We start from the raw sequence: 26,137 nt of genomic DNA on the forward strand, positions 1-26,137 counted from the left end.
ATAGTATAGCGACATTTTTTCAGAAAAGCAATAGGGAAGCATGACTTTTCTTTTCTCTAGCGACTCAAAAGGGGTTCAGAGCACGTTTTTTAAAACGTTTCTTCTATAATAAGAAGTGGGGGGAGGGGAATCGATGGATCAACGCCAGGAACAGACGCAACAGATGACGTTATCGGCGTCACAACAGTATCAGTTACATGTGCTTGAACAACCAGCGTCAGAGCTCGAGGAGGAATGGCGACGGTTGAAACGACGGTTGCATCGCCATTACCCGAATCAGGTTTCGCTAGAATTCGAGCAGATGGCGGGTAATTTAGCGTCCTATGAAGACGAGCTTCTTGCACAAATACGTTTAGAATCAGTCAGACAGGAAATAGGATATATGGCGGAACAACTCATCGTGTATTTAGAAGCGGACGGTTTAATGCGGACATCGGACGAGCAGCTTGCTGCATCCTTCTCGACCGATGTCGCTACGATTACAGAGGCACGGACACTCTTACAACAATGTGAACCAGTCGGCATCGCTGCCCGTTCGGAACGCGAGTGCCAATGGTTACAGGCGATCGAGCTAGACGACGCGGAATTGATCGGACTGACGAATCGGTTGCGACATGAATCCGCAAGTCAGGTGTTCGCTCAGTTCAGTGAACAGGACCGGACACGATTGCGAAAACAATTGACGCGGTTGAGCCGGACACCGGATCTTCCAAAAGAAGAACGACCGGTGACAGCAGAAGCGCGGATTCACCTGTTAGATGGAGAACTTCAAATCAACTGGATGACACTCGACACGGATCAGACGTGGCTCGAATTAAAAGAGGCAACGCCTTTTTTGCGCGCGTACGAACGACGCCGTGTCACGATGCATGCCATCCTCTCGGTCTTGCTTGAGCGGCAAGAACGCTGGTTCAAGGGAGAACTGCATCTTGAGCCATTGACGAAAAAACAAGTCGCTGAGGCGACGGGGCATCATCCGTCAACGATTGGTCGAGCGATTGCTGCGAAGTATGTCGAGACGGTCCACGGTCTCGTTGCCCTAGAAGACTTGTTCGTCTCACGGACGACAACCGGAGATTCGAGTTTTTTGATTAAACGGCGGATCGCCGAATACATTCAACATAGCGATCGTCCGTTAAGTGATCAGCAATTGACAGATCGCTTGCAAGCAGACGGTCTGACAGTCGCGCGACGGACGGTCGCGAAATATCGGGCAGCGCTTGGTTTAACGAAAAAAACGATGCAGCAAAGGAAGGCGCAATCAGAATGGGATTAAAACGACACAGACACTTAACACTCTATTCACGTCCGGGATGTACGCTATGTGAAGAGGCCGCCATCTTACTCGACTTCGTACTCGATGAGTTTCCGGAATGGACGTTCGAGGAAGTCAACATTGATCAGGATGAAGCGCTCAGTCTACGGTTCTTATACGAGATTCCCGTTGTCATGCATGACGAGGAAATCTGGAGTTATGGCAAATTCGAGACAGAAACAGTAAGAAAACGCTTACTTCAAAAAACTTGAGAAACGAGACTTGCAAGGCGAGAAATGGACTGTTATGATAACGGTGTACCAAGTGGGACACGTTATGACATGCGGGACAAAAAGCGTCCAGCTACTTGAGAGGAGAGGGAAATACATGATTCGGCAGTTAGTCCAGATCCAAAAACGAATCGTGCCTGATCTGATCGAAGAAATGCAGACACGCTACGACATCCTTCATTATGTGCGACTGATGCAACCGATCGGACGACGTACACTTGCGACAAGCCTTGGCTTGACGGAACGCGTCTTACGGCGGGAAGTCGACTTCTTGAAGCAGCAAGACCTCCTAGAGGTCGCAACGCAAGGGATGTCCTTAACGGATGAAGGACGAAACGTTCTTCGCAGCATGCACAGCATCATGGGAGAACTCGCAGGGATCTCAGACATGGCGAAAGCCTTGAAAGAGAGACTCGGGGTACGGGACGTCGTCATCGTACCGGGTGATTCCGATGAGACCTTCTGGGTACAACGAGACATGGGACGGGCGACCGTCGCACGACTCAAGCGAGAGCTTTCTTCAAACCATCACAATACGATCGCTGTCACAGGCGGTACGACGATGGCTTCGGTCGCGGCGATGATGTCGCCAGACAAGGAACACCGTCCAATGACGTTCGTTCCGGCACGCGGAGGACTGGGAGAAACGCTCGAACTACAAGCGAACACAGTATGCTCACGGATGGCATCACGCGCTCAAAGTGATTATCATCTGCTTCACATCCCAGACATGGTCAGCACAGAGACTTTCGTCAAGATGATCGAAGAGCCGAGCATAAAAAATGTGCTTCAAATGATTAAAGGTGCTTCAATCGTGGTACATGGAATTGGTGAGGCGAAAACGATGGCAAAACGTCGTCGTGCGTCTGAGGATCTCCTGACCCGACTGGAACATGACCAGGCAGTAGCGGAAGCATTCGGATATTACTTCGACCGAGACGGGAACATCGTGCACCGGGTCAAGACAGTTGGTCTCCAACTGGCTGACTTGAAGCAAGTCGAACACGTCATCGTCGTCGCAGGTGGTCATTCGAAGGCAGAAGCGATCAATGCCTATGTCAAACAGTCGCCAGACATCATCCTGATCACGGATGAAGGCGCAGCAGCTTCGATTTTGAAAGGGTAACCCCCTTTTGAATAATAGATAACTCGCTTTACATTAAAAGGAGGAAAATTATCATGGCAGTAAAAGTTGGTATTAACGGATTTGGACGTATCGGACGTTTGGCACTTCGTCAAATTCTTCAATTCGATGGAATCGAAGTAGTCGCGATCAACGACCTTACAGACACTAAAATGCTTGCACACCTTCTCAAATATGATACGACTCAAGGTCGTTTCGACGGCGAAGTTGAAGTACACGACGGTTACTTCCTCGTCAACGGTAAAGAAATCAAAACACTTGCTAACCGCAACCCAGAAGAACTCCCATGGGGCGAGCTCGGTGTTGACATCGTTCTCGAATGTACTGGTTTCTTCACAGACAAAGAAAAAGCTGAGCTTCACTTGAAAGCTGGCGCTAAAAAAGTCGTTATCTCTGCACCTGCAACTGGCGACATGAAAACAGTCGTCTTCAACACGAACCACGAAATCCTTGACGGAACTGAAACAGTTATCTCTGGTGCTTCTTGTACTACTAACTGTCTCGCGCCAATGGCTAAAGTTCTCCAAGATCAGTTCGGAATCGTTGAAGGTCTCATGACTACGATCCACGCTTACACTGGTGACCAAAACACACTCGACGCTCCACACCCTAAAGGTGACTTCCGTCGTGCACGTGCGGCAGCAGCAAACATCGTTCCAAACTCAACTGGTGCTGCAAAAGCAATCGGTCTCGTTCTTCCAGAACTTCAAGGTAAACTTGACGGATCTGCACAACGTGTACCAGTCGCTACAGGTTCACTCACTGAGCTCGTAACTGTACTCGACAAAAAAGTTTCTGTAGAAGAAGTCAACGCAGCAATGAAAGCAGCTGCTAACGAGTCTTACGGTTACACTGAAGACGAAATCGTTTCTTCTGACATCGTTGGTATCTCTTACGGATCACTCTTCGATGCAACACAAACGAAAGTCATGACAGTCGGCGACAAACAACTCGTTAAAACAGTTGCTTGGTATGACAACGAAATGTCTTACACTAGCCAACTCGTTCGTACACTCAAACACTTCGCAGAAATCGCTAAGTAATTCGAGCAATTAAATAGCAATTGAATAAGAGCGGAAACGATATCAGTCTCCGCTCTTATTGCGGAAAAAAGCGGGAGGGGCATTCGCCCCTCACTATACGTAAGAGACGGAGGACGAATGTATGAATAAGAAATCGATTCGCGACATCGATGTACAAGGAAAACGCGTATTTACACGCGTGGATTTCAACGTACCGTTGGAAGACGGTAAAATCACGGATGACACACGGATCCGTGCTGCACTCCCAACGATCAAACACTTGATCGAAGGCGGAGCAAAAGTCATTCTCGCTAGCCACATGGGTCGTCCAAAAGGCGAAAAAACCCCTGAGTTCTCACTTGCACCAGTCGTAGCACGCCTCAGCGAATTGCTTGGTAAAGACATCAAGCTCGTTGAAGAAGCATACGGTCCAGTTGCAGAAGAAGCAGTCAGCAAACTCGAAAACGGCGATGTCGTCGTCTTAGAGAACGTCCGCTTCTATTCTGGCGAAACGAAAAATGACGAAGAGCTCGCTAAAGGATTCGCGAAACTCGCTGACGTCTTCGTCAACGACGCGTTCGGCGCAGCACACCGTGCACACGCATCGACAGAAGGTATCGCACACCATGTCGACACAGCAGTTGCCGGTCTTCTCATCGAAAAAGAACTTCAAGTTCTCGGTAAAGCTCTTTCTAACCCAGATCGCCCGTTCACGGCAATCATCGGTGGTTCGAAAGTTGCGGATAAAATCGGTGTCATCGATCACTTACTCGACATCGTCGATACGTTGATCATCGGTGGCGGCTTATCGTACACGTTCCTCACAGCTCGTGGTATCGAAGTCGGTACTTCACTTCTTGAGGTCGACAAAATCGACCAAGCGAAGGAATTCATGAAAAAAGCAGAAGAAAAAGGCGTTAAGTTCCTCATGCCTGTCGACTGTGTCATCACGAAGGAATTCGGAGAAGAAACATATGTCGGACCACGTGACATCACAGAGATCCCAGCGGATCACATGTCACTTGATATCGGTCCAAAAACGGTTGAACTCTATGCAGAGGCAATCAAGAACTCGAAACTCGTCGTCTGGAACGGACCGATGGGCGTATTCGAACTCGATAAATACGCAAACGGTACAAAAGGTGTCGCGCAAGCTCTTGCGGACAGCGATGCGTACTCAATCATCGGCGGTGGCGACTCAGCTGCTGCGGCAGAGAAATTCGGTCTTGCTGACAAAATGAGCCACATCTCTACAGGTGGTGGAGCAAGTCTCGAATTCATGGAAGGGAAAGCTCTTCCTGGTGTCGAAGCGCTAAACGACAAGTAATCTAAGTTCACAAGGGAGTGTTTCTCAATGCGTAAACCAATTATCGCAGGTAACTGGAAGATGAATCTGACGCTCAAGGATGCAGTCGCATTCGTTGAGGAAGTCAAAGGAGCTGTACCTGCTTCGACGACAGTCGACGCAGCCGTCTGTGCGCCAGCAGTATTCTTGGCACACTTGACAGAAGCAGCAGCTGGTACGGATCTTAAGATCGGTGCTCAAAACATGTACGACAAAGAGAGCGGTGCGTTCACTGGTGAAATCAGCCCGCTCATGCTCAAAGAACTCGACGTGACATACGTCATCCTCGGTCACTCTGAGCGTCGTGAGTACTTCGGCGAAACAGATGCGTTCATCAACAGCAAAGCGAAAAAAGCGTTCGAGCACGGTCTCGTTCCAATCGTTTGTGTAGGTGAAACACTGGAAGAGCGTGAAGGCGGCAAGTTCGAAGACGTCATCCGCGAACAGACAGCAAACAGCCTCAAAGGTCTTACTGTCGACCAAGTGAAAAATCTCGTCGTCGCTTACGAGCCTGTCTGGGCAATCGGAACAGGTAAATCAGCGACAGAACAAGATGCACAAGATTCTTGTAAATTCGTCCGTGACGTCGTTGCAGCTGAATTTGGTGCTGAAGCAGCAGAAGCTGTCCGCATCCAATACGGTGGTAGCGTCAAACCGGAAAACATCAAAGAATATATGGCTCAACCAGACATCGACGGCGCGCTCGTCGGCGGTGCAAGTCTTGAGACAGGATCGTTCCTCAAACTGTTGGAGGCGATTTAAATGAAAAAACGTCCAGTCGCACTGATCATCCTTGATGGTTTTGGTATGCGTGACGAGGAGTTCGGAAATGCCGTTACGGCGGCAAATAAACCGAACTTCGACCGTTACTGGGGTCAATACCCGCATACGTTGTTGAATGCGAAAGGTGAATACGTCGGTTTGCCTGAAGGTCAAATGGGGAACTCAGAAGTGGGTCACCTGAACATCGGTGCAGGTCGCGTCGTCTATCAATCGCTATCCCGAATCAACAACGCGGTCAAGGATCGCTCGTTCTTCTCGCGTCAAGCTATGAACGATGCGGCAGGTCACGTGAAGAAATACGGTTCAGCGCTTCATATCTTCGGTTTGGTCTCTGACGGTGGAATCCACAGTCACATCAACCACTTATATGCGGTGCTCGAATTCGCGAAACTTCACGAAATCGAAAAAGTCTACCTCCATGCTTTCACGGACGGTCGTGACTGCGACCCACAATCGGGCGCTGGTTTCCTCCGTGACGCGCAAGCGAAGATGGATGAATTGAATGTTGGACAATTCGCGAGTATCTCTGGTCGCTACTATGCGATGGACCGCGATAACCGTTGGGAACGCGTCAAGAAAGTCTATGACGTCATCACTTTCGGTGAAGGTCCAACGACGAAGGATCCAATCGGCATGGTTGAAGCTTCGTACAAAGAAGACGTAACGGATGAGTTCATCGAACCAACTGTTGTCGTGCAGGAAGACGGTACGCCAGTCGCACCGATCCACGATAACGATGCGATCGTGTTCTTCAACTATCGTCCTGACCGTGCGATTCAGCTTTCGAAAGTCTACAAAGAAAAAGGTGGCTTCGACGGATTCGAACTTCCGGACAACGCACCGAAGAACCTGCTACTCGTCTCGATGACGAAGTACTCGGATGCGATTGATACGGACATCGTCTTCCCGCCTGAAGACATCAAGAACACGCTTGGTGAGACATTGTCAAAACAAGGTCTCAAACAGCTACGCATCGCGGAAACGGAAAAGTATCCGCACGTCACGTTCTTCTTCAACGGACAACGTGAAGAACCATACGAAGGGGAAGATCGGATCTTGATCCCTTCACCAAAAGTCGCGACATACGACTTGAAACCGGAGATGAGCGTCTATGAAGTCACAGATGCGCTCGTCGACGCGATCAACTCGGACAAACACGACGCGATCATCCTCAACTTCGCTAACCCGGATATGGTCGGTCACTCGGGTATGCTCGAGCCGACGAAAAAGGCGATCGAAGCTGTCGATGAGTGTCTTGGGAAAGTCGTTGACTTGATTCTCAGCAAAGGCGGCGCGGCAGTCATCACGGCTGACCACGGGAACGCGGATAAAGTCCTCAATGCGGACGGCAGTAAGATGACGGCGCATACGACAGAACCCGTTCCATGTATCGTGACGGTCGAGGACGTTGAACTCCTTGAACCACTCACAGGTGCACTCGCTGACCTCGCACCAACGGTCCTTGATCTTCTCGGAGCGGACCAACCAGCAGAGATGACTGGTAAATCAATCGTATTGAAGAAATAATCCCGTCGATCGAAATGGCTACACCACACATTCTTTATACACAAAAGGAGCGACTTTAAATGTCAATGATTACAGAGATTTACGCACGCGAGATTCTTGATTCACGCGGTAACCCAACAGTAGAAGTAGAAGTTTATACAGAAGATGGCGGTTTCGGTCGCGCACTCGTACCATCAGGTGCATCAACTGGTGAGCACGAAGCAGTCGAACTCCGTGATGGCGACAAAGCACGTTACCTCGGAAAAGGTGTTTTGAAAGCTGTTGACAACGTCAACGAAAAAATCGCACCAGAAATCATCGGTTACGATGTCTTCGACCAAGCTGGAATCGACAAAAAGATGATCGATCTCGACGGTACGAAAAACAAAGGTAACTTCGGTGCTAACGCAATCCTTGGTGTTTCTATGGCTGCTGCACGTGCTGCTGCAGATGAGCTTGGTCTTCCACTTTACACGTACCTCGGTGGATTCAACGCGAAAACATTACCAACACCAATGATGAACATCATCAACGGTGGATCACACGCAGACAACAACGTGGACTTCCAAGAGTTCATGATCATGCCTGTTGGTGCTCCAACATTCAAAGAAGCACTTCGTATGGGTGCTGAAATCTTCCACGCGTTGAAATCAGTTCTTAGCGGAATGGGTCTTAACACAGCAGTTGGTGACGAGGGTGGATTCGCTCCAAACTTGAAATCAAACGAAGAAGCAATCACAGTTATCCTTGAAGCAATCGAAAAAGCTGGCTACAAAGCAGGCGAAGATGTTTACCTTGCAATGGACGTCGCTTCTTCTGAGTTCTACGATAAAGCAGCTGGAAAATACAACCTCGCTGGCGAAGGCAAAGTCCTTTCAACAGAAGAGCTTGTTGAATTCTACGCACAACTCGTTGACAAATACCCAATCATCTCAATCGAAGATGGCTGTGACGAAAACGACTGGGATGGTCACAAACTCCTTACAGATCGTATCGGACACAAAGTTCAACTCGTTGGTGATGACTTGTTCGTAACAAACACTGAGAAACTTGCTGAAGGTATCGAAAAAGGAATCGCTAACTCGATCCTCATCAAAGTTAACCAAATCGGTACGTTGACTGAAACATTCGACGCAATCGAAATGGCTAAAAAAGCTGGTTACACAGCTGTCGTTTCTCACCGTTCTGGTGAAACAGAAGATTCAACAATCGCTGATATCGCTGTTGCGACAAACGCTGGTCAAATCAAAACTGGTTCACTTTCACGTACAGACCGTATCGCGAAATACAACCAACTTCTCCGCATCGAAGACATGCTTTCAGACGTTGCTGTCTACGACGGAATCAAATCATTCTACAACCTCAAGAAGTAATTTCAGGTTGATCGTTTGAATAAGCTATAAGGAAAATCTCCTATTCGTGTGATACGTACACACGGATAGGAGGTTTTTTACATATCAAGCGATGTCAAACGCGAAAATCCCTTTTGTCATCAAAACTAAAATGAACTGTCAAAAAATTGATTTATCTCATTAGACGGCTAAAATGTTATACTCATAAATAAGTGCAAATTAAATAGTTATAGCGATTAATTACACCTTAATCAATGAAGGTGAAAAATACGTTTAAAGGAGATACGATCATGTTAAATTCAGATTTAGATATCCGTTTAGAACCACGTATTCAAGAGTTATATCGACTGCATAAGGAACGTTCAGCTAATATTGACTGGAGCTACCACGAGTTCATTCCATGGGATAAGGCGATGTCGTTTAAACGCGTTCCTTGGGATGAGAGCCAAGTCACGCTTCCGGAAGGTGTTATCGTCGCAATCGAGACGGCATTACTGACAGAAGTCAATTTACCATGGTATACGTCACACTTAGACTATACATTCAAGAACTCGATGGAAGTCATCAATGATTTCGTCCGGACGTGGACAGCGGAAGAAGATCAGCACTCGAACTTACTCGAGACATATCTACTCGTCACGCGAAACGTCAATCCGACACGACTCCATCAACTGAGAAAACGTGTTGTTGAGAACGGCTGGTTCCCGGACTTCACGAACCCGTTAGCGACGATGGCATATACGTCACTGCAAGAGTTAGCGACACTTGTCTTTTATAACAACGTCGCGAAAATCGCAGGGGCGCATGACAAGGATTTGGCAACGCTACTCCGTCGTCTAGCGAAGGACGAAGCACTGCATTATGCGTTCTATCGTGACACGGTCAAAGCACACCTAGAGCTTGACCCGAATTTCATCGTCTTCTTCGAAGATGTCATCATCAACTTCTCGATGCCAGGTGCTGTCATGCCGGACTTCACGGAACGCATGAAGACGATTGCCGTCGATACGAACTATGGACCACTCCAATACTTCGACCAAGTATTAGACGTCGTCGTCAAATTCTGGGGAATCGCCGATTTGGAACCGACAAGCGAAGAAGCGAAGCAATCTCAAGCGAACATCATGAAGTATCACGGACGTTTGAAGCGTATCAAGGAACGTCAGGAACGCCAACTCGAAAAAGCGAAGCTCGACGTCTAAGGAGGCAATGAACATGAAGTGTGAAATCTGTGGAACCGAAACGAACAACCAAGTCAGTTACTTGGAACTCGATACGTGGGAATTCAACTCATTGAACAAAGAAGCAAAAGACTTTTATCCGATTTGTTTTGATTGTTTTGATAAACATACGAACCATTTCATCGATCAGGAAATGGATCTGGAGTTACGAAAAAAACGTTCACAAATGGTCAACAAAGAAGTAGAAGCCGAAATCGAAGCGATTCTTGAGGTCGAGAATTAAGGAATCTTCTTCATAGAAGTATAACCGGTAGTGCTTCGGCTCTACCGGTTTTTTACGTCTATAAAAAAGCAGCTATTTCTTCTTTCACGCAAACACGTGCACGTGATGGAAGAAATAGCTACTTTTTAATATGAAATCAATCTTCAATAAACGTAACGAGATAATGATGAGGGGAATGAAGGGGTGCACGGGTCACGAAAAAATCTGGGAGATCTACATCGATTCCAAGTTCACGTAGTGTATCCGGCTCCAGACATTCTTGAACGAGACGCTTAATATCCTGTAATAATTCATCATGCAGGTTCGCTTCCTTTGGAAAGGCGCGCTTCGCATCGTCGCGTAATAATAATACGATCGGCGGTAGCCCCCGCAATAGGTCGACTTGAAGAGGCTGCTGATGACGTTCGAAATAATCATTCAGACAACTGACGACCCTCATCGAGTGTTCTTCTTTCATCCGATCCCAACTCTCTGTATGTGACTGTAACTCTCTAGCTATTCCCTAATTGAAGCGAGGATATGCAGGGAAACTGGAAATGAAGCATTACGAGGACGCTGTTTGGGGTAGAACTAGAGGGAAGGGGGAATCGACATGCTATTTCGGTTTTTGTTTTTAGGGCTTGATACGTCGATTGGTGACATCCCGTTGCGCCTCATCTATTTTACGGAACTCATACTATTCATCGGTTTGTATCAAATCACGAGCCGATTTTCACGTCAGAGTCTGATTTTGGGAACGGCACTCGGAATTGGCGGACTGATTGCCATCTTACCCGGTGCGCTCTATATCATCCGTTATAATCCGGAGGATGCCGTCATCGATGTCACGTTCCTATTGATTTATTTATTTGAGCCGCTAGCAATTGTTGCGTTCTTTGTTGCTTTGATTCGACGTTTGTTCGTGGAGCGAAAAAGAGCCGGGAAAGCAAAGAGATGAAAGTCTTGTCAGCTAGACTCCGATTGTTCGTTGATTTCCGTCCAAGACGTCGCTTTCCGCTCTTCCCGCAGGAGTTTCCGTCTTTTCCGGAAATCAATAATCTAACCTAACGTGCTACTGAGAGAACAAGAAATACACCGTAAGATGGCGTGATGCTGTCTTGCGGTGTATTTGCATATGCATCCAAATACTTTCTTTCAATAGTGTAAGGCAGGATGACTGGAAGAATATTCTATAATGAAAGGAGCGCGAAATCAGATCGTAGTTGGTTTCGTAACATCCTGGTGATTATAGGAGTGACTTGTATGCAGAAAGTATTATTTGGTTTGTCCATCTTGAACAGTGTCTACATTATGAATAACTTATTTACGTACTCCGATAGTTTTCTAAATGCGCCACTCGGCGTAACGACAGTCATTGCCGTGACACTGATGTTCCTGAACGATAGCGTCAAAAAAAATAAGCCATCGTTATATACGAAAGCGACGGACTGGTTAGGATTCATTAATATTTTGATTGGTCTCTCATTGATCGTCTTTATTTAAGACATGATTCGTGCATGATCATATGGAATGATCGTAAGTCTGATGCGGTGTCAGGCTTCTTTTTTTATGGTCCAATCCAAGGACTCGAAAAAAATAAAATATATTTTAAAGAAAAAAGATTGATGTGTAACCGGTTACACAATATGATGATTCTTGTAAGCGTTATCAAAAGAAAGAGGTGGCGAAACATGTCGACCATCCGGGAAGTAGCGAAAGCGGCACATGTCTCCGTCGCGACGGTCTCACGCGTCATGAACGAAAAGGGTTATGTCAGTGAGAAATCGCGTAAGGCGGTGCTTCAGGCAATCAAACAATTGGATTATCGACCGAACCGGGTCGCGCGATCGTTGTTCCAAAAACGATCCGGATTGATCGGTTTGATCGTTCCAGACATCACGAACCAATTCTTCCCACAACTCGCACGGGCTGTGGAAGATATGGCACATCAACATGGTTTTCAAGTCATTTTGTGTAACACAGACGAACAGTTTCAGAAAGAACGCGAATATATCAAGTCACTCGAGGCGATGCATGTCGACGGATTGATCATCACGACGAACTACTCGAACAATCCGAACTATGAAGAACTCGAAGTGCCGGTCGTAGCGTTAGACCGTGTGTTACAAGGAGCGATTCCGACGGTGACCTCTAACGGATACGAAGGCGGGAAGAAGGCGGCATCATTTTTACTTGCATCTGGTGCGACGGAACTCGCTGTCATCAGTGGTCCCTCGAAACTCCCGACGATCAAGAAACGACGGGACGGCTTCGAAGAGGTTGCCGGAACGCATCTCGTTGCAAGCATCGAGTCACCGTTCCACTTTCAAGGGGCGCTCGATGCCGCGAATTATCTGTTTGATCACTATCATTGCAACGGGATCTTTGCCGCGAGTGATGTCATTGCCGCAGCAACGGTGCAGGTCGCTGCGGAACGCGGGATCACGATTCCAGACGAGCTACAAGTGATCGGCTATGACGGGATCGAACTCGGACAAATGATTTCACCACCGTTGACAACGATTGCGCAGCCGATCTATCAAATGGGGGAACTAGCCGCGAAACTCCTGATTCAGCGGATTGAAGGCACACCAATTGCCGCCGTCCATCATGAGTTGACGGTTGAGATCATCGAACGGGAAACGACGAAACGGAAGGATGAGGAAGCATGAAACAAATCAGTGTCATCGGCAGTATCTCGATGGATCTCGTCGTTGAAAGTAAACGCCGCCCAGGCGCAGGCGAAACGGTCATCGGGGATGCCTTTTATACCGTACCGGGTGGAAAAGGTGCAAACCAAGCGGTGGCAGTCGCGCGTCTCGGCAGTACCGTCGAAATGATCGGTTGCGTCGGCAGTGATGCGAACGGTGAAGCCATCCGCGAAAACTTCAAGACGCAAGGGGTGCAGACGACGCACTTGCAAACGATTGAAGGCGAACGTACGGGAACGGCACATATCACGCTTGCTGAAGGCGACAACTCGATCGTCGTCGTTCAGTCTGCCAATCAACATGTGAAGTTTGCAGATAACGCACTCGCACCGATTCTCGCAGACAGTGAAATCATCTTACTCCAGCTCGAGATTCCAATCGAAACGGTCGAGACCGTGGCTCGCGAAGCACATGCAGCCGGCATTCCAGTCGTATTGAATCCAGCACCCGCGATGTCACTCAGTCCGGAATTGATTGAACACGTGACGTACTTAACGCCAAACGAACATGAATGTGGCTTGATCTTCGGACAAGACCAGCCGATCGAACATTGGCTGATGGAATACCCGAATAAACTGATCGTAACCGAAGGCAGTCGCGGGGCACGCTTCTATGACGGAGAGTCGATCGTGACAATTCCTGCGATCGAGACGACTGTCGTCGATACAACGGGAGCAGGGGATACGTTCAATGGCGCCTTAGCCGTCGCGTTAACGGAAGGACAACCGCTCGTCGAGGCAATTTGTTTCGCGAACCGAGCAGCCGGCTTATCCATCCGCGCACTCGGCGCACAAGGCGGCATGCCAACACGGGATCAGATGGAGGGAGACGCATGAAGAAACACGGTATCTTAAACAGTCATATCAGTAAGGTCCTGACCGATCTTGGTCATACCGATACGATCGTCATCGCTGATTGCGGCTTACCGATTCCAGACGGGGTCGTCCGAATCGATTTAGCACTGGAACTCGGCACACCATCATTTCTCGACGTCGTCCGTGTCGTCGCCGGTGACATGGCGATCGAACATTTGACTCTGGCAACAGAGATCAAAGAAGCGAACCCGAACGTGCTCGAGGCACTGGAAGATATGAAGATCGAGACGACATTCGTCTCACATGAGGAGTTCAAGAAACAGACGCAGCAGGCGAAGGTCATCATCCGGACCGGAGAAGCGACACCGTACGCGAATGTCATCTTCCATTCCGGCGTAATCTTTTAAGGGGGTCATGCGATGCGTATCGAGATGACAGGTATCAAAAAAGCATTCGGTCCCGTCCCTGTCCTGAAGGGTGTCGACTTCGAACTCGCTGCGGGTGAGATCCACGCCTTGATGGGAGAGAACGGTGCTGGGAAATCGACGCTGATGAAGATTTTGACCGGTGTTCATAAAGCGGACGCAGGCACGATCCGCGTCGATGGACAGGACGTCGAGTATAAGAATCCGAAGCTTGCTGAAGAGGCGGGGATTGCCTTCATCCATCAGGAACTGAACATCCTCCCGGATTTGACGGTGACGGAGAACTTGTTCCTCGGACGGGAGTTGAAGTCACGCTTCGGGATTCTCAAGCAAGGGGAGATGAAGCGGCAGGCAGAACGTGAACTCGCGGAATTGAACGTCTTCATGGACGTCGATCAACTCGCCCGGACGTTATCGGTCGGTCAGCAACAGATGATTGAGATCGCGAAAGCTTTGATGACGGACGCGAAGGTCATCATCATGGATGAACCGACAGCGGCACTGACAGAGCGGGAAATTCGTGCCTTGTTCAGCGTCGCGACGGCATTACGCAACCAAGGTGTCTCGATCGTCTATATTTCACACCGGATGGAGGAAATCTTCGAGCTTTGCGACCGGATCACCGTCTTACGAGACGGGATTTCCGTCTCGACGCACGCGATTCCCGAGACATCGTTCGAACAGATCGTCCGGGAGATGGTCGGTCGTGAGATGGGGGAACGGTATCCGGATCGTGATGTGTCGATCGGTGCGACCGTCCTTGAAGTCAAACAGGCGAGCGGGAAACGGTTCGACGATGTCTCGTTCTCCGTCAAGGCAGGCGAAATCATCGGCTTCTCGGGTTTGATGGGTGCGGGGCGGACAGAAGTCATGCGTGGACTGTTCGGGGTTGATCGCCTGAAAGAAGGGACGATCGAACTGAACGGACAGTCGCTAAAAATCAAGACACCGTACGACGCGATTCGCCAGGGGATCGGCTTTTTGACCGAGGACCGCAAAGGCGAAGGTTTGTTCCTCGACTTTTCACTGCGTAAGAACATCTCACTGCCGACGATTCGTTCGTTATCAAGATCCGGTGTCATCAAGGATCAGGCAGAACGTGATTTCGCAGAAGGATATTTGAAATCACTTTCGGTCCGGCACAGCTCGATGGACCAGCCGGCGAAGTCACTATCCGGCGGGAACCAACAGAAGGTCGTTCTTGCGAAATGGCTCGGGACCCAACCGAAAGTCTTGATTCTCGACGAACCGACACGTGGTGTCGACGTCGGGGCGAAGAAAGAGATTTACCTCATCATGAACGAACTCGCTGCGGCGGGTGTCGCGATCATCATGGTCAGCTCGGACCTCCCGGAGATTCTCGGGATGAGCGACCGGGTCTACGTCATGCGCGAAGGCAAGATGAGCGGCATGTTGACACGACAGGAAGCGACGCAAGAAAGCATCATGACACTTGCGACAGGAGGACAATGATATGGAATTGATGCAAGGCAAGGTAACGGAAGCAAAACCGAGACGTCTTGGGATCGGACAAAAGCTTGGACCACTCGCAGGATTGTTCGCGATCGTCCTCGTCGTCTCGATCATGGAACCGGACTTTTTAACACTGAATAATTTATTTAACATCTTACGACAAGTCTCGATCAATGCCTTGATTGCCTTCGGGATGACGTTTGTCATTCTGACAGGTGGGATTGATTTATCGGTCGGCTCGATTCTCGCTCTCTCGTCCGCCTTCGTCGCCGGTCTGATGACGGACGGAACGTCAGCGTTGATCGCTGTTCTGGCTGGTCTGATCGTCGGAGCTGTCATGGGTGCCTTAAACGGAATGGTCATCTCACTCGGGAAGGTCGCACCGTTCATCGCAACACTTGCGACGATGACGATCTTCCGGGGATTGACACTCGTCTATACGGACGGGAAACCAATCACTGGTCTGAGCCAAGGTGGCTGGTTCGAATTGTTCGGACGCGGTTACTTCTGGATTTTCCCGGTACCGGTTCTGACGATGTTGATCGCCTTCGCGGTTCTCTACTTCATCTTGAAGAAGACGACGTTCGGTCGTTACACGTATGCGATCGGTGGCAACGAAGAAGCAGCGAAGCTGATGGGGATTCAAGTCAATAAAGTTAAAATCATGATCTACTCACTCTCAGGCTTGATGGCAGCACTTGCCGGCATCATCCTGACGTCCCGTCTGAACTCGGCACAGCCGACGGCGGGGACATCGTACGAACTCGACGCCATCGCAGCGGTCGTCCTTGGTGGGACGAGCCTCTCAGGTGGTCGTGGCTGGATTGTCGGTACCTTGATCGGTGCCTTGATCATCGGAACACTGAACAACGGACTTAACTTGCTTGGTGTCTCCTCGTTCTTCCAACTCGTCGTCAAAGGTTTAGTCATTTTGTTCGCGGTACTCGCGGACCGGAAACAAGCAGCATAACCCACACTCAAAAAGGAGGATTTACAGATGAAAAAACTACTTGCAGTCGTCATGATGGCATTAATGGTCTTCGCAGCAGCTTGTTCGACGGAACAACCAGGCAGCAGCAACGGTGAAACGAAGAAAAAGACGAAGGACTTCAAGATTGGTCTTTCGATTTCAACTCTCAACAACCCATTCTTCGTCTCGTTAAAAGAAGGGGCAGAACAAGAAGCAAAAGCACAAGGCGCAACGCTTCAAGTCGCGGATGCGCAAGATGACGCGGCAAAACAAGCAAGCGACATCGAAGACATGGTGCAAAAGAAGGTTGATCTCATCTTGATTAACCCAACGGATTCAGCAGCAGTCGGTGCAGCCGTCCAAACAGCAAACGATGCGAACATCCCCGTCATCACAGTTGACCGCAATGCAGAAGCAGGCGACGTCGTCGCACACATCGCGTCGGATAACGTCGCGGGTGGGAAACAAGCAGGTGAGTTCATGATTGAACTCGTTGGCGATAAAGCAAAAGTCGTGGAACTCGAAGGAATTCCAGGAGCATCCGCAACTCGTGACCGTGGTAAAGGATTCCATGAAGCAGTCGATGGTAAACTTGACGTCGTCGCAAAACAAGCAGCAAACTTCGACCGGGCAAAAGGATTGTCGGTCATGGAGAACATCCTCCAAAACAACAAAGACATCAAAGCCGTCTTCGCGCACAATGATGAAATGGCTCTCGGTGCGGTCGAAGCGTTAAAAGCAGCGGGTCTCAACGATGTCAAAGTCATCGGCTTCGATGCAACGGATGACGCCGTCAAAGCCGTCAAAGACGGAAAAATGGCAGGAACGATCGCTCAAAAACCGACTAAGATCGGGAAAATGGGTGTCGAGACAGCGATCAAGCACTTAAAAGGCGACAAAGTCGAGAAGAACATCCCAGTTGATCTCGAATTGATCAAACAATAAGGAGATGAGACACCTGAGTCGACGATTCAGGTGTCTATTTTCGTCAGGCAGGAAAAAGTTCCTAAATCTATTCCTTGTTCCCGTACTTGTTTTTCTCTATAATGAAAGAAGCGTATATTACTGAAGGAGGATCATCGATGATCATTCATAACGTGGCTCTTGTCGGCCTCATCGTCGTTTCCGTTCTTCTCATCATCGTCGTTCTATTGATGTCAGGTCGTACGACCGGACTCGGAGCATTGACGGGTGGAGCAGAACAATTATTTGGTCGCCAAAAAGCTCGTGGCTTGGATGCGGTCCTAAATCGTGTGGCGTCTATCTTAGGAGCATTACTCTTCATCTTGGCGTTACTCGTCGCTTTTTATAAGTGAGCATTGAAACGACAGCCGTATGATCGCGCTGTCGTTTTTTGTATTTCTCGATATTCATTTTTTCCGGATATGGGGTATAGAGTTAGAGGGGGAATCATTTTATGAAAATCACTTTACCAAAACCATTCTTTTTCGAAGCCGGCCCACGTGCCGTTTTACTATTACACGGATTCACGGGATCGAGCGCGGATGTCCGCATCCTCGGTCGCTACTTGCAAAAACAAGGCTATACGTCCCTAGCACCACAATATAAAGGGCACGCTGCCCCACCCGAAGAGCTGACGAAGACCGGGCCAGCCGACTGGTGGCAGGATGTCCTTGCCGGATATCAGGAACTCGTCGATAAAGGTTATGACGAAATCGCCGTTTGTGGACTGTCGCTCGGTGGCGTCATGTCGTTGAAGTTATCGATGAACCGTCCGGTCAAAGCGGTCATCCCGATGTGTGCACCCGCCTACATCAAAAGTGAAGAAGTCATGTATGCAGGAGTCACCGAGTACGCACGAGAATTCAAGAAGCGAGAAGGCAAATCGCAAGAAGAGATCGATCACGAGATGGCGTCCTTCGAACCGATGCCGACCTTGAAGGACTTACAGGAACTGCTGCGTGAGACACGCGATTCGCTCGAGGACGTCTACGCACCGACGCTCGTCGTCCAAGCGCGCAACGATCACATGATCAACACCGACTCCGCGAACATCATCCATGATGGAGTCAGTGCCTTCCAAAAAGAGCTGATCTGGTATGAGAACTCAGGTCACGTCATTACGCTCGACAAAGAAAAAGACCAGCTCCACTCTGACATCTTGGACTTCCTGGAGTCATTGAACTGGAGCAAGTAACTGGAGGTGTCACGTTGGAATTACGTGAACGAATACTAACGGTCATCACGACGGAAGAACGTCCGTTGTCGATTGATCAATTAACGAAAAAGCTAGAACTAGCGGATACGGAAGCATTCAAGGAATTGATCCGGACGCTAAATGCAATGGAAGACGAAGGGTTGATCGCCCGGACACGCTCGAACAAGTACGGAACGCTTGCGCAGATCGGTCAAGTCGCAGGGAAGATTTCCGTCCACCAACGCGGATTCGGTTTCGTCTCACCGGAAGACGGTTCAGAAGGCGACATCTTCTTGCCGGCACCGGAACTGAAGAACGTCTATAACGGCGACCGTGTCCTCGTCAAAGTGTTTGCCGAGTCAAACGGCGGCGACCGTCGTGAAGGGAAACTGCTCAAGATTCTCTCACGCGGACCAGCCGATTTCGTCGGCACGTTCGTCAGTCCCAAAGGACGGATCGAATCGATCGCCTACATCGAACCAGATGATACGAAGCTGACGTTCTTACCGGTCGTTGCGAACGACGCCGATACACTCGGTGCCGTCGATGGCCATAAAGTCCTCGCCCGGATCACGAAGTATCCAGACGGTCGCTACGCCGGAACAGCGAAAGTCTTGAAAATCATCGGTCACAAGAATGACCCAGGCGTCGATATTTTGTCGATCGTCCATAAGCACGGCATCAATGTCGACTTCTCACCGGAAGCGATCGCTGAAGCGAACGCTGTACCGGATCAGATCGATGAGAAGGATTTAGTCGGACGCGTCGATCTACGGAACGAATTGACGGTGACGATTGACGGGGCGGACGCAAAAGACCTCGATGATGCGGTTCACGTCAAGAAATTAGCGAACGGTAACTTCGAGCTTGGTGTCCACATCGCCGACGTCTCGCATTACGTCAAAGAAGATTCAGCACTCGACGAAGAAGCGCGTGAGCGCGGAACGAGTGTTTATCTCGTCGACCGCGTCATCCCGATGATTCCGCACCGTCTCTCGAACGGGATCTGCTCGCTCAACCCGCACGTTGATCGTTTGACGCTCAGCTGTATCATGGAAATCGATGCGAACGGTGCTGTCGTCAACCATGAGATATTCCAGAGTGTCATCAAGACGACGGAACGAATGACGTACACGGACGTCCGGAAAATCATTGAGCGCGAAGACAAAGAAGTGATCGCGAAGTACCAGGATCTCGTCGAGTACTTCGACAAGATGGCGGAACTCGCAGCAATCCTCCGCGAACGCCGCTCGCGTCGTGGGGCAATCAACTTCGACTTCCCAGAAGCGAAGGTCCTCGTCAACGAAGAAGGCAAGACGAGCGAGATCATCCTCCGGGAACGGTCGGTTGCTGAGAAGCTGATCGAAGAGTTCATGCTTGCAGCGAACGAAACGGTCGCGGAGCACATCCAGCGTCAAAAACTGCCGTTCATGTACCGGATCCACGATGAGCCAAAAGCAGAACGTCTCGATACGTTCTTCAAGTTCATCGGTAACTTCGGCATCAATGTCGAACGCAAAGGGGAGTCAGTCGCACCGAAAACGTTGCAATCGATTCTGAATGCGGTCGAAGGCGAACCAGAAGAAGCCGTCGTCAGTACGGTCATGCTCCGTTCGCTCCAACAAGCGAAATACGACATCGAACCAATCGGTCACTTCGGTCTGTCGACGGACTACTACACGCACTTCACGTCACCGATCCGTCGTTACCCAGACTTGATGGTTCACCGTCTATTGCGTGAATATGTCATCTACAACGATAAGTCACAAAAGACGCAAGACCGTTATTCGGAGATTTTACCGGAAATCGCCGATCATTCGTCAAAACGCGAGCGTCGCGCGGTTGATGCAGAGCGGGAAACGAACGCCTTGAAGAAAGCCGAGTATATGGAGCAACACATCGGTGAGACGTTTGAAGGTGTCGTCAGTGGCGTGACGAACTTCGGGATGTTCGTCGAATTGCCGAACACGATCGAAGGACTCGTCCACATCCAAGCGATGACGGATGACTTCTACCGCTACGATGAAGCGAACTATCAGCTGATCGGTGAGCGGACGAAGCAACAGTTCCGGATCGGGGATGTCGTCGAGATCAAGGTCACGAACGTCAACATCGATGAACGGACGATTGACTTCAGCGTCGTTGGGATGCCAGAGCGACAACCGAAGAAACGGTTTGAGTCGAAGACGATCCGCTCAAGCGGTGGACGTCCGGGACAAAAACGCGACGACAAGAAGAAGGACGATCGTCGTGGCAAGAAACGGTCGGGTAAGAGCGACCAAAGCAAGGGAAAAGGATTCTCGTTAAAGAATAAGAAAGATAAACCGCCATTCCATAAGGCGGTCTCGAATAAGAAACGGAAGCGCAAATAAGCGCTTCCGCATCGGAAATGTGGTGAATGAACATGCCAAAGGGAACAGATTCGAAAGTCTTAGCAAACAACAAACGGGCCTCGTTCGATTATGCGATCGAGGATACGATTGAAGCCGGTCTCGTCTTGACGGGAACGGAAATCAAATCGGTCCGTAAAGGAAAGATCAGTATCGGCGACGCGTTCGTCCGGTTCGACGGGGGAGAAGCGATTCTTTGGAACTCGAACATCGCCCACTTCGAACAGGGGAACCGGTACAACCATGAGCAACTCCGCCCGCGGAAGCTGTTGCTGCACAAGAAACAGATTGCGAACTTGATCGGTGCGGTCTCACGCGATGGTTATACGATTGTTCCGCTCAAAGTCTATATCAAGAACGGGTACGCAAAATGCTTGATCGGACTCGGACGCGGGAAGAAGAAATTCGATAAACGTGACGACCTGAAGAAGAAGGATGCGAAGCGTGATATCGATCGAGCACTACGCGATAAGCAAAAGTATTGAACCCGTAACACTTTTCTGCTAGAATATTAGTATTCGGAAAGCCCCAATTTTATATCTTGGGGACGTTACGGATTCGACGGGGGTAGTTCGGTCTTCTGTGGCGTGTCGAGGGGTCGGCCTCGTTAAAACGCACCAGCCATAACTGGCAAAACTAACACACAACTCGCAGCAGCTTAATTGCCGCTACGGATCCTAGCAGCTGTCGCCTGGTCGGCTGATTTCTAGGGTCTCACTTTAAACAGGCTACGCTTGGACCCTTCCGTCTGGAGGGAAAGAGAAGAGATGGAATCAGACTGGTCGGACGGACGCCTGTCAATTGGCAGCCTGACGACGAGATCCCAATAAATTGACTACACACGTAGAAGCTTAAGTATACGATGCCTTCGGACGTGGGTTCGACTCCCACCGTCTCCATACCCTGAAATCTTAAGGATTTCGAAAAAAAGTACTTCTATCCTGATGTTTAGGAAAGATGTGCTTTTTTTAGTATGACTAATTAGACAAAAAGAAGGAAAAGTAGTAAAATAATAGATAGTTCTAGGAAAATGGTCTTAGAAGTATGATGTTTCTGTTTTGTCAAGCATAACCTGACAAACCATCCGGGCGAACACCAGGCTGAGAATAGCGACTCTAATCTCTGCCGGGATGAAGTCTTCACACATCACTGTTATGATTGCCTCCTTGAGATAATTATAATCAATTGTTTATTAAGATCATCCTGCAATTAATTAGGGTGATTTAGTGGTCAACGGGCTCTTGCTTTTTAATCCCAAAACATCATGCTAGGAGGTTTTTCTGTTGGAACAGAGTAATGGACCACGAAGATTACATGACCTCTCTAGCTCTGATATTGATTGGACTAAATATAAAAACAAAAATTATTTACACTTCGATAAGAATGTTGAAATAGAGCATATAAAGAAAGACATTCAAGATGCTGAATGGATATCTTCTTATGCTTTTTTGCCGTTTATAAAATTTGAAATAGTATTTAAAAAATACATTACCTTAAAAAATAGAGATCAAGAAGGAAATATTGTAGAAGAAAAAATTATTCGTAAAAAAGAACGAAATATTATGTATTCAGCGCACAAAGATAGTTTTATACATAAATATTATGGTGAATTATTAAACAATGCTTATAACGCGTATGCTTTAACTCATGGAATAGATAATATTGCGACTGCTTATAGAAATAATAAGCCAGGTAAAAATAATATTGACTTTGCATACGAAGTTTTTGAACATATGCACAATCAAAGTAGTGCCTTAATAATTTCAATGGATTTTACAAAATTCTTTGATAAAATTTCTCATACTCATTTAAAAAGAAATTTAAAAGAGTTTTAAATTTTAATGAATTACCAAAAAACTGGTATAAAGTTTTTAAAAGTATAACTAAGTACTCTTATGTAAACAAAATAGATATAGATAGTTTTTTGAAAAGAAAATATGGAATAAAAAGATTAAAGAGTATGAGACTTTCTCGTATTATGGAATTTAAAGAATTTAAAGAATTTAAAAAAGATAATCTACACTATAATAAAAATATATTTGGAATACCTCAAGGATCAGGTATAAGTGCTGTTTTCTCAAATGTACATCTTATAAATTTTGATAAAGAAATATTAGAATGGTCAAAAAGCAAGAATGTAAACTCATTGTACAGAAGATATTGTGATGATTTAATTTTAATTATTCCGATTAACAATATAGATAAGGCGAAAACTTCCACTTGTATAGAAGAAATATTTGAAATAATAAAAAGATATGAATCTTCTGGATTAGAGATTCAATATGAAAAAACTGAAGTTAGATTTTTTGAAAATAACCAAATTTATAAAATTAGTGATATCAACAAAGATAAAAAAATACTATCAAGCTTGGATTATTTAGGATTTGTTACAGATGGAAAGTTTTTAAGAATAAGAGAAAAAAGCTTGTTTAAATATTTTACAAGGGCCTATAAAAAAGCAAAAGCTAGTAAACGAATCGGCTACGCAACTAAAAGACCGGGTCCGAAGAAAGAATTATATGATCTATATACTCATCTCGGTTACGATTATAAAGAATACGGCAACTTTGTAACATATGCTTATAGAGCTCATAAAATAATGTCTAAACTACCTAGTAAAAGTATGATAAAAAAGCAAGTTAAAAGACATTGGCTCAAAATAAATAAAAGATTAAGTTAAAATGATAATGATTCAAGTCTACTAATTATACGGAGCTGACACCTATGATACGACGTGCCACATTGATGGATGGAAAAGCCTTATCGGACTTGATGCGACGCATTGATCGGGAAACGAAATATATGTTGTATGAGCCGGAGGAACGCGTCCTGTCAACGGAACAGGCGGAGGCGTTCATCGAGAAGTTCGGTCAGGCTGCGAACTCGGACATCTTCGTCGTGGATGTCGACGAGCAACTCGTCGGTTATGTGCTCGTCGTTGGTGGTGAGCCGAGTCGGATTCGTCACCGGGCGAATCTTGTCATTGGCATGCTTGACGCCTACACAGGTCGTGGACTCGGTGCAGGTCTACTTGAAGCGGTGGATGCCTTTGCGATTGAAGCAGGACTTATCCGACTCGAGTTGACGGTTCGCAAGGATAACTTGCGGGCAATCGAGCTCTATCATAAGTTTGGCTTTAACATCGAAGGAACACGCATCGCGTCACTCTTCATCGATGGGGAATACGTCGATGAACTGGCGATGTCGAAAATCTATACGACGGAAGAATCCTAAAAAAGATGCTCCGTGGACTTATCTCTGAAAAGAGACGAGCCCATGAGCATCTTTTTTATGGCGATATTTTATGTTGTTCGAAATCAATCTCCAGGACGTTTTTCGCATAATCCTTACCCCAGTCATACATCGCATCTAAAATCGGCATTAAGCTATGACCGTGCGGTGTCAACGAGTATTCAACCTTCGGTGGTACGACCGGATAGACTTCCCGATGAATGATATGGTGTTCCTCGAGTTCGCGCAGTTGATTGACGAGCATCCGTTGCGTGATCCCAGGCATCAGACTTTTCAGTTCCCCGAAGCGTTTCGTTCCTTCCTTGCCTAAGTGCCAAAGAATGAGCATCTTCCATTTGCCCCCGATGATCGAGAGGGTCAATTCCTTCTCACAGTTAAACTGACGGTCTTCAAAATGTGGCATTGATCCACCTCCTGCTCTAGTATAGTCTTTCTTTCGGTCGACAGTATACTTTTCCGCACTATGTATGAAAAACCGCACTATGTAAATTAAAAGTGCGTACTTCTCAAGTTCGTCTATCAGGATTATATTTAGTCCTGTTCCTTCATGAACGTCCGAAGGAAGTGTCAGGTACGACAATACAGAGAAGAATGGGAGAGATATAAAATGAAATTACAACTCGCAATTGATTTAGTCGATACAGCAGGTGCGATTGCTTTAGTCAAAGAAATCGGGGAAGACAATATAGATATCGTTGAGATCGGCACACCGGTCGTCATCAACGAAGGGCTCCGCGCCGTTAAAGAAATGAAAGCCGCGTTCCCGAACTTAACAGTCCTCGCTGACTTGAAAATCATGGATGCTGCTGGGTACGAAGTCAGCCAAGCTGTCGCACATGGTGCCGACATCGTGACAATCCTTGGTGCGGCGGAAGACATGTCAATCAAAGGAGCAGTCGAAGAAGCGAAAAAATCAGGTAAACAGATTCTCGTCGACATGATTGCTGTTAAAGATATCGCAACACGTGCGAAAGAACTTGATGCGTTAGGCGTCGACTACATCTGTGTCCACACAGGGTACGATCTCCAAGCAGTCGGTCAAAACTCATTCGAAGATCTCGCGACAATCAAATCGGTTGTGACAAACGCAAAAACGGCTGTTGCGGGTGGTATCAAGATGGAGACGTTACCGGAAGTCATCGCAGCACGTCCTGATCTGATCATCGTCGGTGGTGGGATCACGGGACAAGATGATAAACAAGAGACAGCGTCAACGATGCACCGGATGCTACAAGAGGCGTAAATGACACACATTCAAACGATTATCGAAGAGCTGACTTCGACGGTCAAAGCAATCGATGCGACCGAGACGAAAGAACTGGCAGATGCTGTCCTTCAAGCGAACCGAATCTTTCTCGCAGGAGCAGGTCGCTCCGGCTTGATGGGAAAAGCGTTTGTCATGCGGCTGATGCACATGGGACTCGATGCTTATGTCGTCGGCGAGACGGTCACGGCGAATTTACGCGAGGGTGACTTGTTGATTGTCGGATCCGGATCAGGTGAGACGAAAACGTTGGTACCAATCGTCGAGAAAGCACAGCAACTCGGTGGAACGGTTGCCGTCGTCACGATTAATTCGACGTCGACGTTAGCACGGTTAGCAGACTTAGTCGTCAAACTGCCCGGAGTTCCGAAAGAACAAACGGCATCAGCGGACGAGACGGTTCAACCGATGGGCTCGTTGTTTGAACAGACGATGTTGTTGTTCTATGATGCCTTGATTCTGCAGATCATGGAAGATAAGCAGCTTGATTCGCAAACGATGTACGGGAAACATGCCAACTTAGAGTGATGCATATGAAA

At 47.9% G+C, this 26,137-nt stretch carries 29 protein-coding genes and 1 other RNA gene; 28 read left to right on the top strand and 2 right to left on the bottom strand.

The window, feature by feature from the left end; genetic code table 11:
- Window positions 1–133: 133 nt before the first annotated feature.
- From KNQ15_RS03330 to KNQ15_RS03375, 10 genes are all read left to right on the top strand, one after another.
- Window positions 134–1,276 carry an RNA polymerase factor sigma-54 gene (locus KNQ15_RS03330; RefSeq protein WP_214727786.1) on the top strand — a complete coding sequence of 381 codons (1,143 nt, stop codon included), beginning with the start codon at window positions 134–136 and terminating at the stop codon, window positions 1,274–1,276.
- Window positions 1,267–1,527, top strand: coding sequence for a glutaredoxin family protein (locus tag KNQ15_RS03335; protein WP_029342480.1), 261 nt, complete (start codon window positions 1,267–1,269; stop codon window positions 1,525–1,527). Before KNQ15_RS03330 ends, KNQ15_RS03335 begins: the two co-directional genes overlap by 10 nt.
- A 118-nt stretch (window positions 1,528–1,645) precedes the next feature.
- Window positions 1,646–2,671, top strand: coding sequence for a sugar-binding transcriptional regulator (locus tag KNQ15_RS03340; protein WP_029342479.1), 1,026 nt, complete (start codon window positions 1,646–1,648; stop codon window positions 2,669–2,671).
- Window positions 2,672–2,724: 53 nt separating this feature from the next.
- Complete coding sequence (gene gap / locus KNQ15_RS03345) at window positions 2,725–3,732, top strand: type I glyceraldehyde-3-phosphate dehydrogenase (RefSeq protein ID WP_023469217.1); 1,008 nt, start codon at window positions 2,725–2,727, stop codon at window positions 3,730–3,732.
- 121 nt (window positions 3,733–3,853) lie between these two features.
- Window positions 3,854–5,038 carry a phosphoglycerate kinase gene (locus KNQ15_RS03350; RefSeq protein WP_214727788.1) on the top strand — a complete coding sequence of 395 codons (1,185 nt, stop codon included), beginning with the start codon at window positions 3,854–3,856 and terminating at the stop codon, window positions 5,036–5,038.
- Window positions 5,039–5,065: 27 nt separating this feature from the next.
- The gene (gene tpiA, locus KNQ15_RS03355) at window positions 5,066–5,818 is read left to right on the top strand and encodes a triose-phosphate isomerase (protein ID WP_023469215.1); all 753 of its coding nucleotides are present in this window, start codon (window positions 5,066–5,068) and stop codon (window positions 5,816–5,818) included.
- Window positions 5,819–7,366, top strand: a complete 1,548-nt coding sequence (gene gpmI / locus KNQ15_RS03360) for a 2,3-bisphosphoglycerate-independent phosphoglycerate mutase (RefSeq protein WP_069940925.1) — start codon at window positions 5,819–5,821, stop codon at window positions 7,364–7,366.
- A 59-nt stretch (window positions 7,367–7,425) separates the two neighbouring features.
- Window positions 7,426–8,718 carry a phosphopyruvate hydratase gene (eno, locus tag KNQ15_RS03365; protein ID WP_087681330.1) on the top strand — a complete coding sequence of 431 codons (1,293 nt, stop codon included), beginning with the start codon at window positions 7,426–7,428 and terminating at the stop codon, window positions 8,716–8,718.
- 269 nt (window positions 8,719–8,987) lie between these two features.
- The gene (locus KNQ15_RS03370; RefSeq protein ID WP_214727790.1) at window positions 8,988–9,899 is read left to right on the top strand and encodes an acyl-ACP desaturase; all 912 of its coding nucleotides are present in this window, start codon (window positions 8,988–8,990) and stop codon (window positions 9,897–9,899) included.
- 13 nt (window positions 9,900–9,912) lie between these two features.
- Window positions 9,913–10,161, top strand: coding sequence for a hypothetical protein (locus tag KNQ15_RS03375; RefSeq protein ID WP_231925650.1), 249 nt, complete (start codon window positions 9,913–9,915; stop codon window positions 10,159–10,161).
- 136 nt (window positions 10,162–10,297) lie between these two features.
- On the opposite strand, the gene KNQ15_RS03380 is transcribed toward KNQ15_RS03375, so the two are convergent.
- Window positions 10,298–10,618 (bottom strand): hypothetical protein, encoded by a 321-nt coding sequence (locus KNQ15_RS03380; RefSeq protein ID WP_029342474.1) that lies wholly within the window; start codon window positions 10,616–10,618, stop codon window positions 10,298–10,300.
- 135 nt (window positions 10,619–10,753) lie between these two features.
- On the opposite strand from KNQ15_RS03380, the gene KNQ15_RS03385 reads away from it, so the two are divergent.
- The 16 genes from KNQ15_RS03385 (at window position 10,754) to KNQ15_RS03455 (ending at window position 24,316) form a co-directional block, all read left to right on the top strand.
- Window positions 10,754–11,098, top strand: coding sequence for a hypothetical protein (locus tag KNQ15_RS03385; protein WP_214727792.1), 345 nt, complete (start codon window positions 10,754–10,756; stop codon window positions 11,096–11,098).
- A gap of 305 nt (window positions 11,099–11,403) precedes the next feature.
- Window positions 11,404–11,643, top strand: a complete 240-nt coding sequence (locus KNQ15_RS03390) for a hypothetical protein (RefSeq protein WP_214727794.1) — start codon at window positions 11,404–11,406, stop codon at window positions 11,641–11,643.
- Window positions 11,644–11,831: 188 nt separating this feature from the next.
- Window positions 11,832–12,812 (top strand): LacI family DNA-binding transcriptional regulator, encoded by a 981-nt coding sequence (locus KNQ15_RS03395; protein WP_214727796.1) that lies wholly within the window; start codon window positions 11,832–11,834, stop codon window positions 12,810–12,812.
- Entirely contained in the window at window positions 12,809–13,687 is an 879-nt protein-coding gene (rbsK, locus tag KNQ15_RS03400; protein WP_214727798.1) for a ribokinase, read from the top strand. The genes KNQ15_RS03395 and rbsK overlap by 4 nt, the downstream gene beginning before the upstream one ends.
- Window positions 13,684–14,073 (top strand): D-ribose pyranase, encoded by a 390-nt coding sequence (gene rbsD, locus KNQ15_RS03405; protein WP_214727800.1) that lies wholly within the window; start codon window positions 13,684–13,686, stop codon window positions 14,071–14,073. Before rbsK ends, rbsD begins: the two co-directional genes overlap by 4 nt.
- Window positions 14,074–14,085: 12 nt before the next feature.
- Window positions 14,086–15,564, top strand: coding sequence for a sugar ABC transporter ATP-binding protein (locus KNQ15_RS03410; RefSeq protein ID WP_214727802.1), 1,479 nt, complete (start codon window positions 14,086–14,088; stop codon window positions 15,562–15,564).
- Between the two features lies 1 nt (window position 15,565).
- Window positions 15,566–16,534: a ribose ABC transporter permease gene (gene rbsC, locus KNQ15_RS03415; RefSeq protein ID WP_050678685.1), complete on the top strand. Its 969-nt coding sequence runs from the start codon at window positions 15,566–15,568 to the stop codon at window positions 16,532–16,534.
- Between the two features lie 27 nt (window positions 16,535–16,561).
- Complete coding sequence (gene rbsB, locus KNQ15_RS03420) at window positions 16,562–17,479, top strand: ribose ABC transporter substrate-binding protein RbsB (RefSeq protein ID WP_214727804.1); 918 nt, start codon at window positions 16,562–16,564, stop codon at window positions 17,477–17,479.
- A 137-nt stretch (window positions 17,480–17,616) separates the two neighbouring features.
- The gene (secG, locus tag KNQ15_RS03425; protein ID WP_023469201.1) at window positions 17,617–17,850 is read left to right on the top strand and encodes a preprotein translocase subunit SecG; all 234 of its coding nucleotides are present in this window, start codon (window positions 17,617–17,619) and stop codon (window positions 17,848–17,850) included.
- Window positions 17,851–17,951: 101 nt separating this feature from the next.
- Window positions 17,952–18,692, top strand: coding sequence for an alpha/beta hydrolase (locus KNQ15_RS03430; protein WP_023469200.1), 741 nt, complete (start codon window positions 17,952–17,954; stop codon window positions 18,690–18,692).
- A gap of 14 nt (window positions 18,693–18,706) precedes the next feature.
- Window positions 18,707–21,064 carry a ribonuclease R gene (gene rnr, locus KNQ15_RS03435; protein ID WP_214727806.1) on the top strand — a complete coding sequence of 786 codons (2,358 nt, stop codon included), beginning with the start codon at window positions 18,707–18,709 and terminating at the stop codon, window positions 21,062–21,064.
- A gap of 32 nt (window positions 21,065–21,096) precedes the next feature.
- Complete coding sequence (gene smpB / locus KNQ15_RS03440; protein WP_029342464.1) at window positions 21,097–21,567, top strand: SsrA-binding protein SmpB; 471 nt, start codon at window positions 21,097–21,099, stop codon at window positions 21,565–21,567.
- A gap of 58 nt (window positions 21,568–21,625) precedes the next feature.
- Window positions 21,626–21,984: a transfer-messenger RNA gene (ssrA, locus tag KNQ15_RS03445) on the top strand.
- Between the two features lie 381 nt (window positions 21,985–22,365).
- Window positions 22,366–22,917, top strand: coding sequence for an RNA-dependent RNA polymerase family protein (locus tag KNQ15_RS16720; RefSeq protein WP_251137575.1), 552 nt, complete (start codon window positions 22,366–22,368; stop codon window positions 22,915–22,917).
- Between the two features lie 143 nt (window positions 22,918–23,060).
- Window positions 23,061–23,762, top strand: coding sequence for an RNA-dependent RNA polymerase family protein (locus KNQ15_RS16725; protein ID WP_251137576.1), 702 nt, complete (start codon window positions 23,061–23,063; stop codon window positions 23,760–23,762).
- A gap of 44 nt (window positions 23,763–23,806) precedes the next feature.
- Window positions 23,807–24,316, top strand: a complete 510-nt coding sequence (locus KNQ15_RS03455) for a GNAT family N-acetyltransferase (RefSeq protein WP_214727808.1) — start codon at window positions 23,807–23,809, stop codon at window positions 24,314–24,316.
- 55 nt (window positions 24,317–24,371) lie between these two features.
- On the opposite strand, the gene hxlR is transcribed toward KNQ15_RS03455, so the two are convergent.
- Entirely contained in the window at window positions 24,372–24,737 is a 366-nt protein-coding gene (gene hxlR / locus KNQ15_RS03460; protein ID WP_214727809.1) for a transcriptional activator HxlR, read from the bottom strand.
- A gap of 204 nt (window positions 24,738–24,941) precedes the next feature.
- Here hxlR and hxlA point away from each other — a divergent pair, with 204 nt between their 5' ends.
- Both hxlA and hxlB read left to right on the top strand, forming a co-directional pair.
- Complete coding sequence (gene hxlA / locus KNQ15_RS03465; protein ID WP_214727811.1) at window positions 24,942–25,577, top strand: 3-hexulose-6-phosphate synthase; 636 nt, start codon at window positions 24,942–24,944, stop codon at window positions 25,575–25,577.
- Window positions 25,578–26,126, top strand: a complete 549-nt coding sequence (hxlB, locus tag KNQ15_RS03470) for a 6-phospho-3-hexuloisomerase (protein WP_214727813.1) — start codon at window positions 25,578–25,580, stop codon at window positions 26,124–26,126.
- Window positions 26,127–26,137: the final 11 nt, after the last annotated feature.

This window comes from Exiguobacterium sp. s168, assembly GCF_018619035.1.
GTDB classification, from domain to species: domain Bacteria; phylum Bacillota; class Bacilli; order Exiguobacteriales; family Exiguobacteriaceae; genus Exiguobacterium_A; species Exiguobacterium_A acetylicum.

Coding starts and splice junctions, on each gene's coding strand:
- KNQ15_RS03330 (WP_214727786.1), top strand. CDS start 134: ATGGATCAACGCCAGGAACAGACGCAACAGATGACGTTATCGGCGTCA.
- KNQ15_RS03335 (WP_029342480.1), top strand. CDS start 1,267: ATGGGATTAAAACGACACAGACACTTAACACTCTATTCACGTCCGGGA.
- gap (WP_023469217.1), top strand. CDS start 2,725: ATGGCAGTAAAAGTTGGTATTAACGGATTTGGACGTATCGGACGTTTG.
- KNQ15_RS03350 (WP_214727788.1), top strand. CDS start 3,854: ATGAATAAGAAATCGATTCGCGACATCGATGTACAAGGAAAACGCGTA.
- tpiA (WP_023469215.1), top strand. CDS start 5,066: ATGCGTAAACCAATTATCGCAGGTAACTGGAAGATGAATCTGACGCTC.
- gpmI (WP_069940925.1), top strand. CDS start 5,819: ATGAAAAAACGTCCAGTCGCACTGATCATCCTTGATGGTTTTGGTATG.
- eno (WP_087681330.1), top strand. CDS start 7,426: ATGTCAATGATTACAGAGATTTACGCACGCGAGATTCTTGATTCACGC.
- KNQ15_RS03370 (WP_214727790.1), top strand. CDS start 8,988: ATGTTAAATTCAGATTTAGATATCCGTTTAGAACCACGTATTCAAGAG.
- KNQ15_RS03375 (WP_231925650.1), top strand. CDS start 9,913: ATGAAGTGTGAAATCTGTGGAACCGAAACGAACAACCAAGTCAGTTAC.
- KNQ15_RS03380 (WP_029342474.1), bottom strand. CDS start 10,618: ATGAAAGAAGAACACTCGATGAGGGTCGTCAGTTGTCTGAATGATTAT.
- KNQ15_RS03385 (WP_214727792.1), top strand. CDS start 10,754: ATGCTATTTCGGTTTTTGTTTTTAGGGCTTGATACGTCGATTGGTGAC.
- KNQ15_RS03390 (WP_214727794.1), top strand. CDS start 11,404: ATGCAGAAAGTATTATTTGGTTTGTCCATCTTGAACAGTGTCTACATT.
- KNQ15_RS03395 (WP_214727796.1), top strand. CDS start 11,832: ATGTCGACCATCCGGGAAGTAGCGAAAGCGGCACATGTCTCCGTCGCG.
- rbsK (WP_214727798.1), top strand. CDS start 12,809: ATGAAACAAATCAGTGTCATCGGCAGTATCTCGATGGATCTCGTCGTT.
- rbsD (WP_214727800.1), top strand. CDS start 13,684: ATGAAGAAACACGGTATCTTAAACAGTCATATCAGTAAGGTCCTGACC.
- KNQ15_RS03410 (WP_214727802.1), top strand. CDS start 14,086: ATGCGTATCGAGATGACAGGTATCAAAAAAGCATTCGGTCCCGTCCCT.
- rbsC (WP_050678685.1), top strand. CDS start 15,566: ATGGAATTGATGCAAGGCAAGGTAACGGAAGCAAAACCGAGACGTCTT.
- rbsB (WP_214727804.1), top strand. CDS start 16,562: ATGAAAAAACTACTTGCAGTCGTCATGATGGCATTAATGGTCTTCGCA.
- secG (WP_023469201.1), top strand. CDS start 17,617: ATGATCATTCATAACGTGGCTCTTGTCGGCCTCATCGTCGTTTCCGTT.
- KNQ15_RS03430 (WP_023469200.1), top strand. CDS start 17,952: ATGAAAATCACTTTACCAAAACCATTCTTTTTCGAAGCCGGCCCACGT.
- smpB (WP_029342464.1), top strand. CDS start 21,097: ATGCCAAAGGGAACAGATTCGAAAGTCTTAGCAAACAACAAACGGGCC.
- KNQ15_RS16725 (WP_251137576.1), top strand. CDS start 23,061: ATGGAATTTAAAGAATTTAAAGAATTTAAAAAAGATAATCTACACTAT.
- KNQ15_RS03455 (WP_214727808.1), top strand. CDS start 23,807: ATGATACGACGTGCCACATTGATGGATGGAAAAGCCTTATCGGACTTG.
- hxlR (WP_214727809.1), bottom strand. CDS start 24,737: ATGCCACATTTTGAAGACCGTCAGTTTAACTGTGAGAAGGAATTGACC.
- hxlA (WP_214727811.1), top strand. CDS start 24,942: ATGAAATTACAACTCGCAATTGATTTAGTCGATACAGCAGGTGCGATT.
- hxlB (WP_214727813.1), top strand. CDS start 25,578: ATGACACACATTCAAACGATTATCGAAGAGCTGACTTCGACGGTCAAA.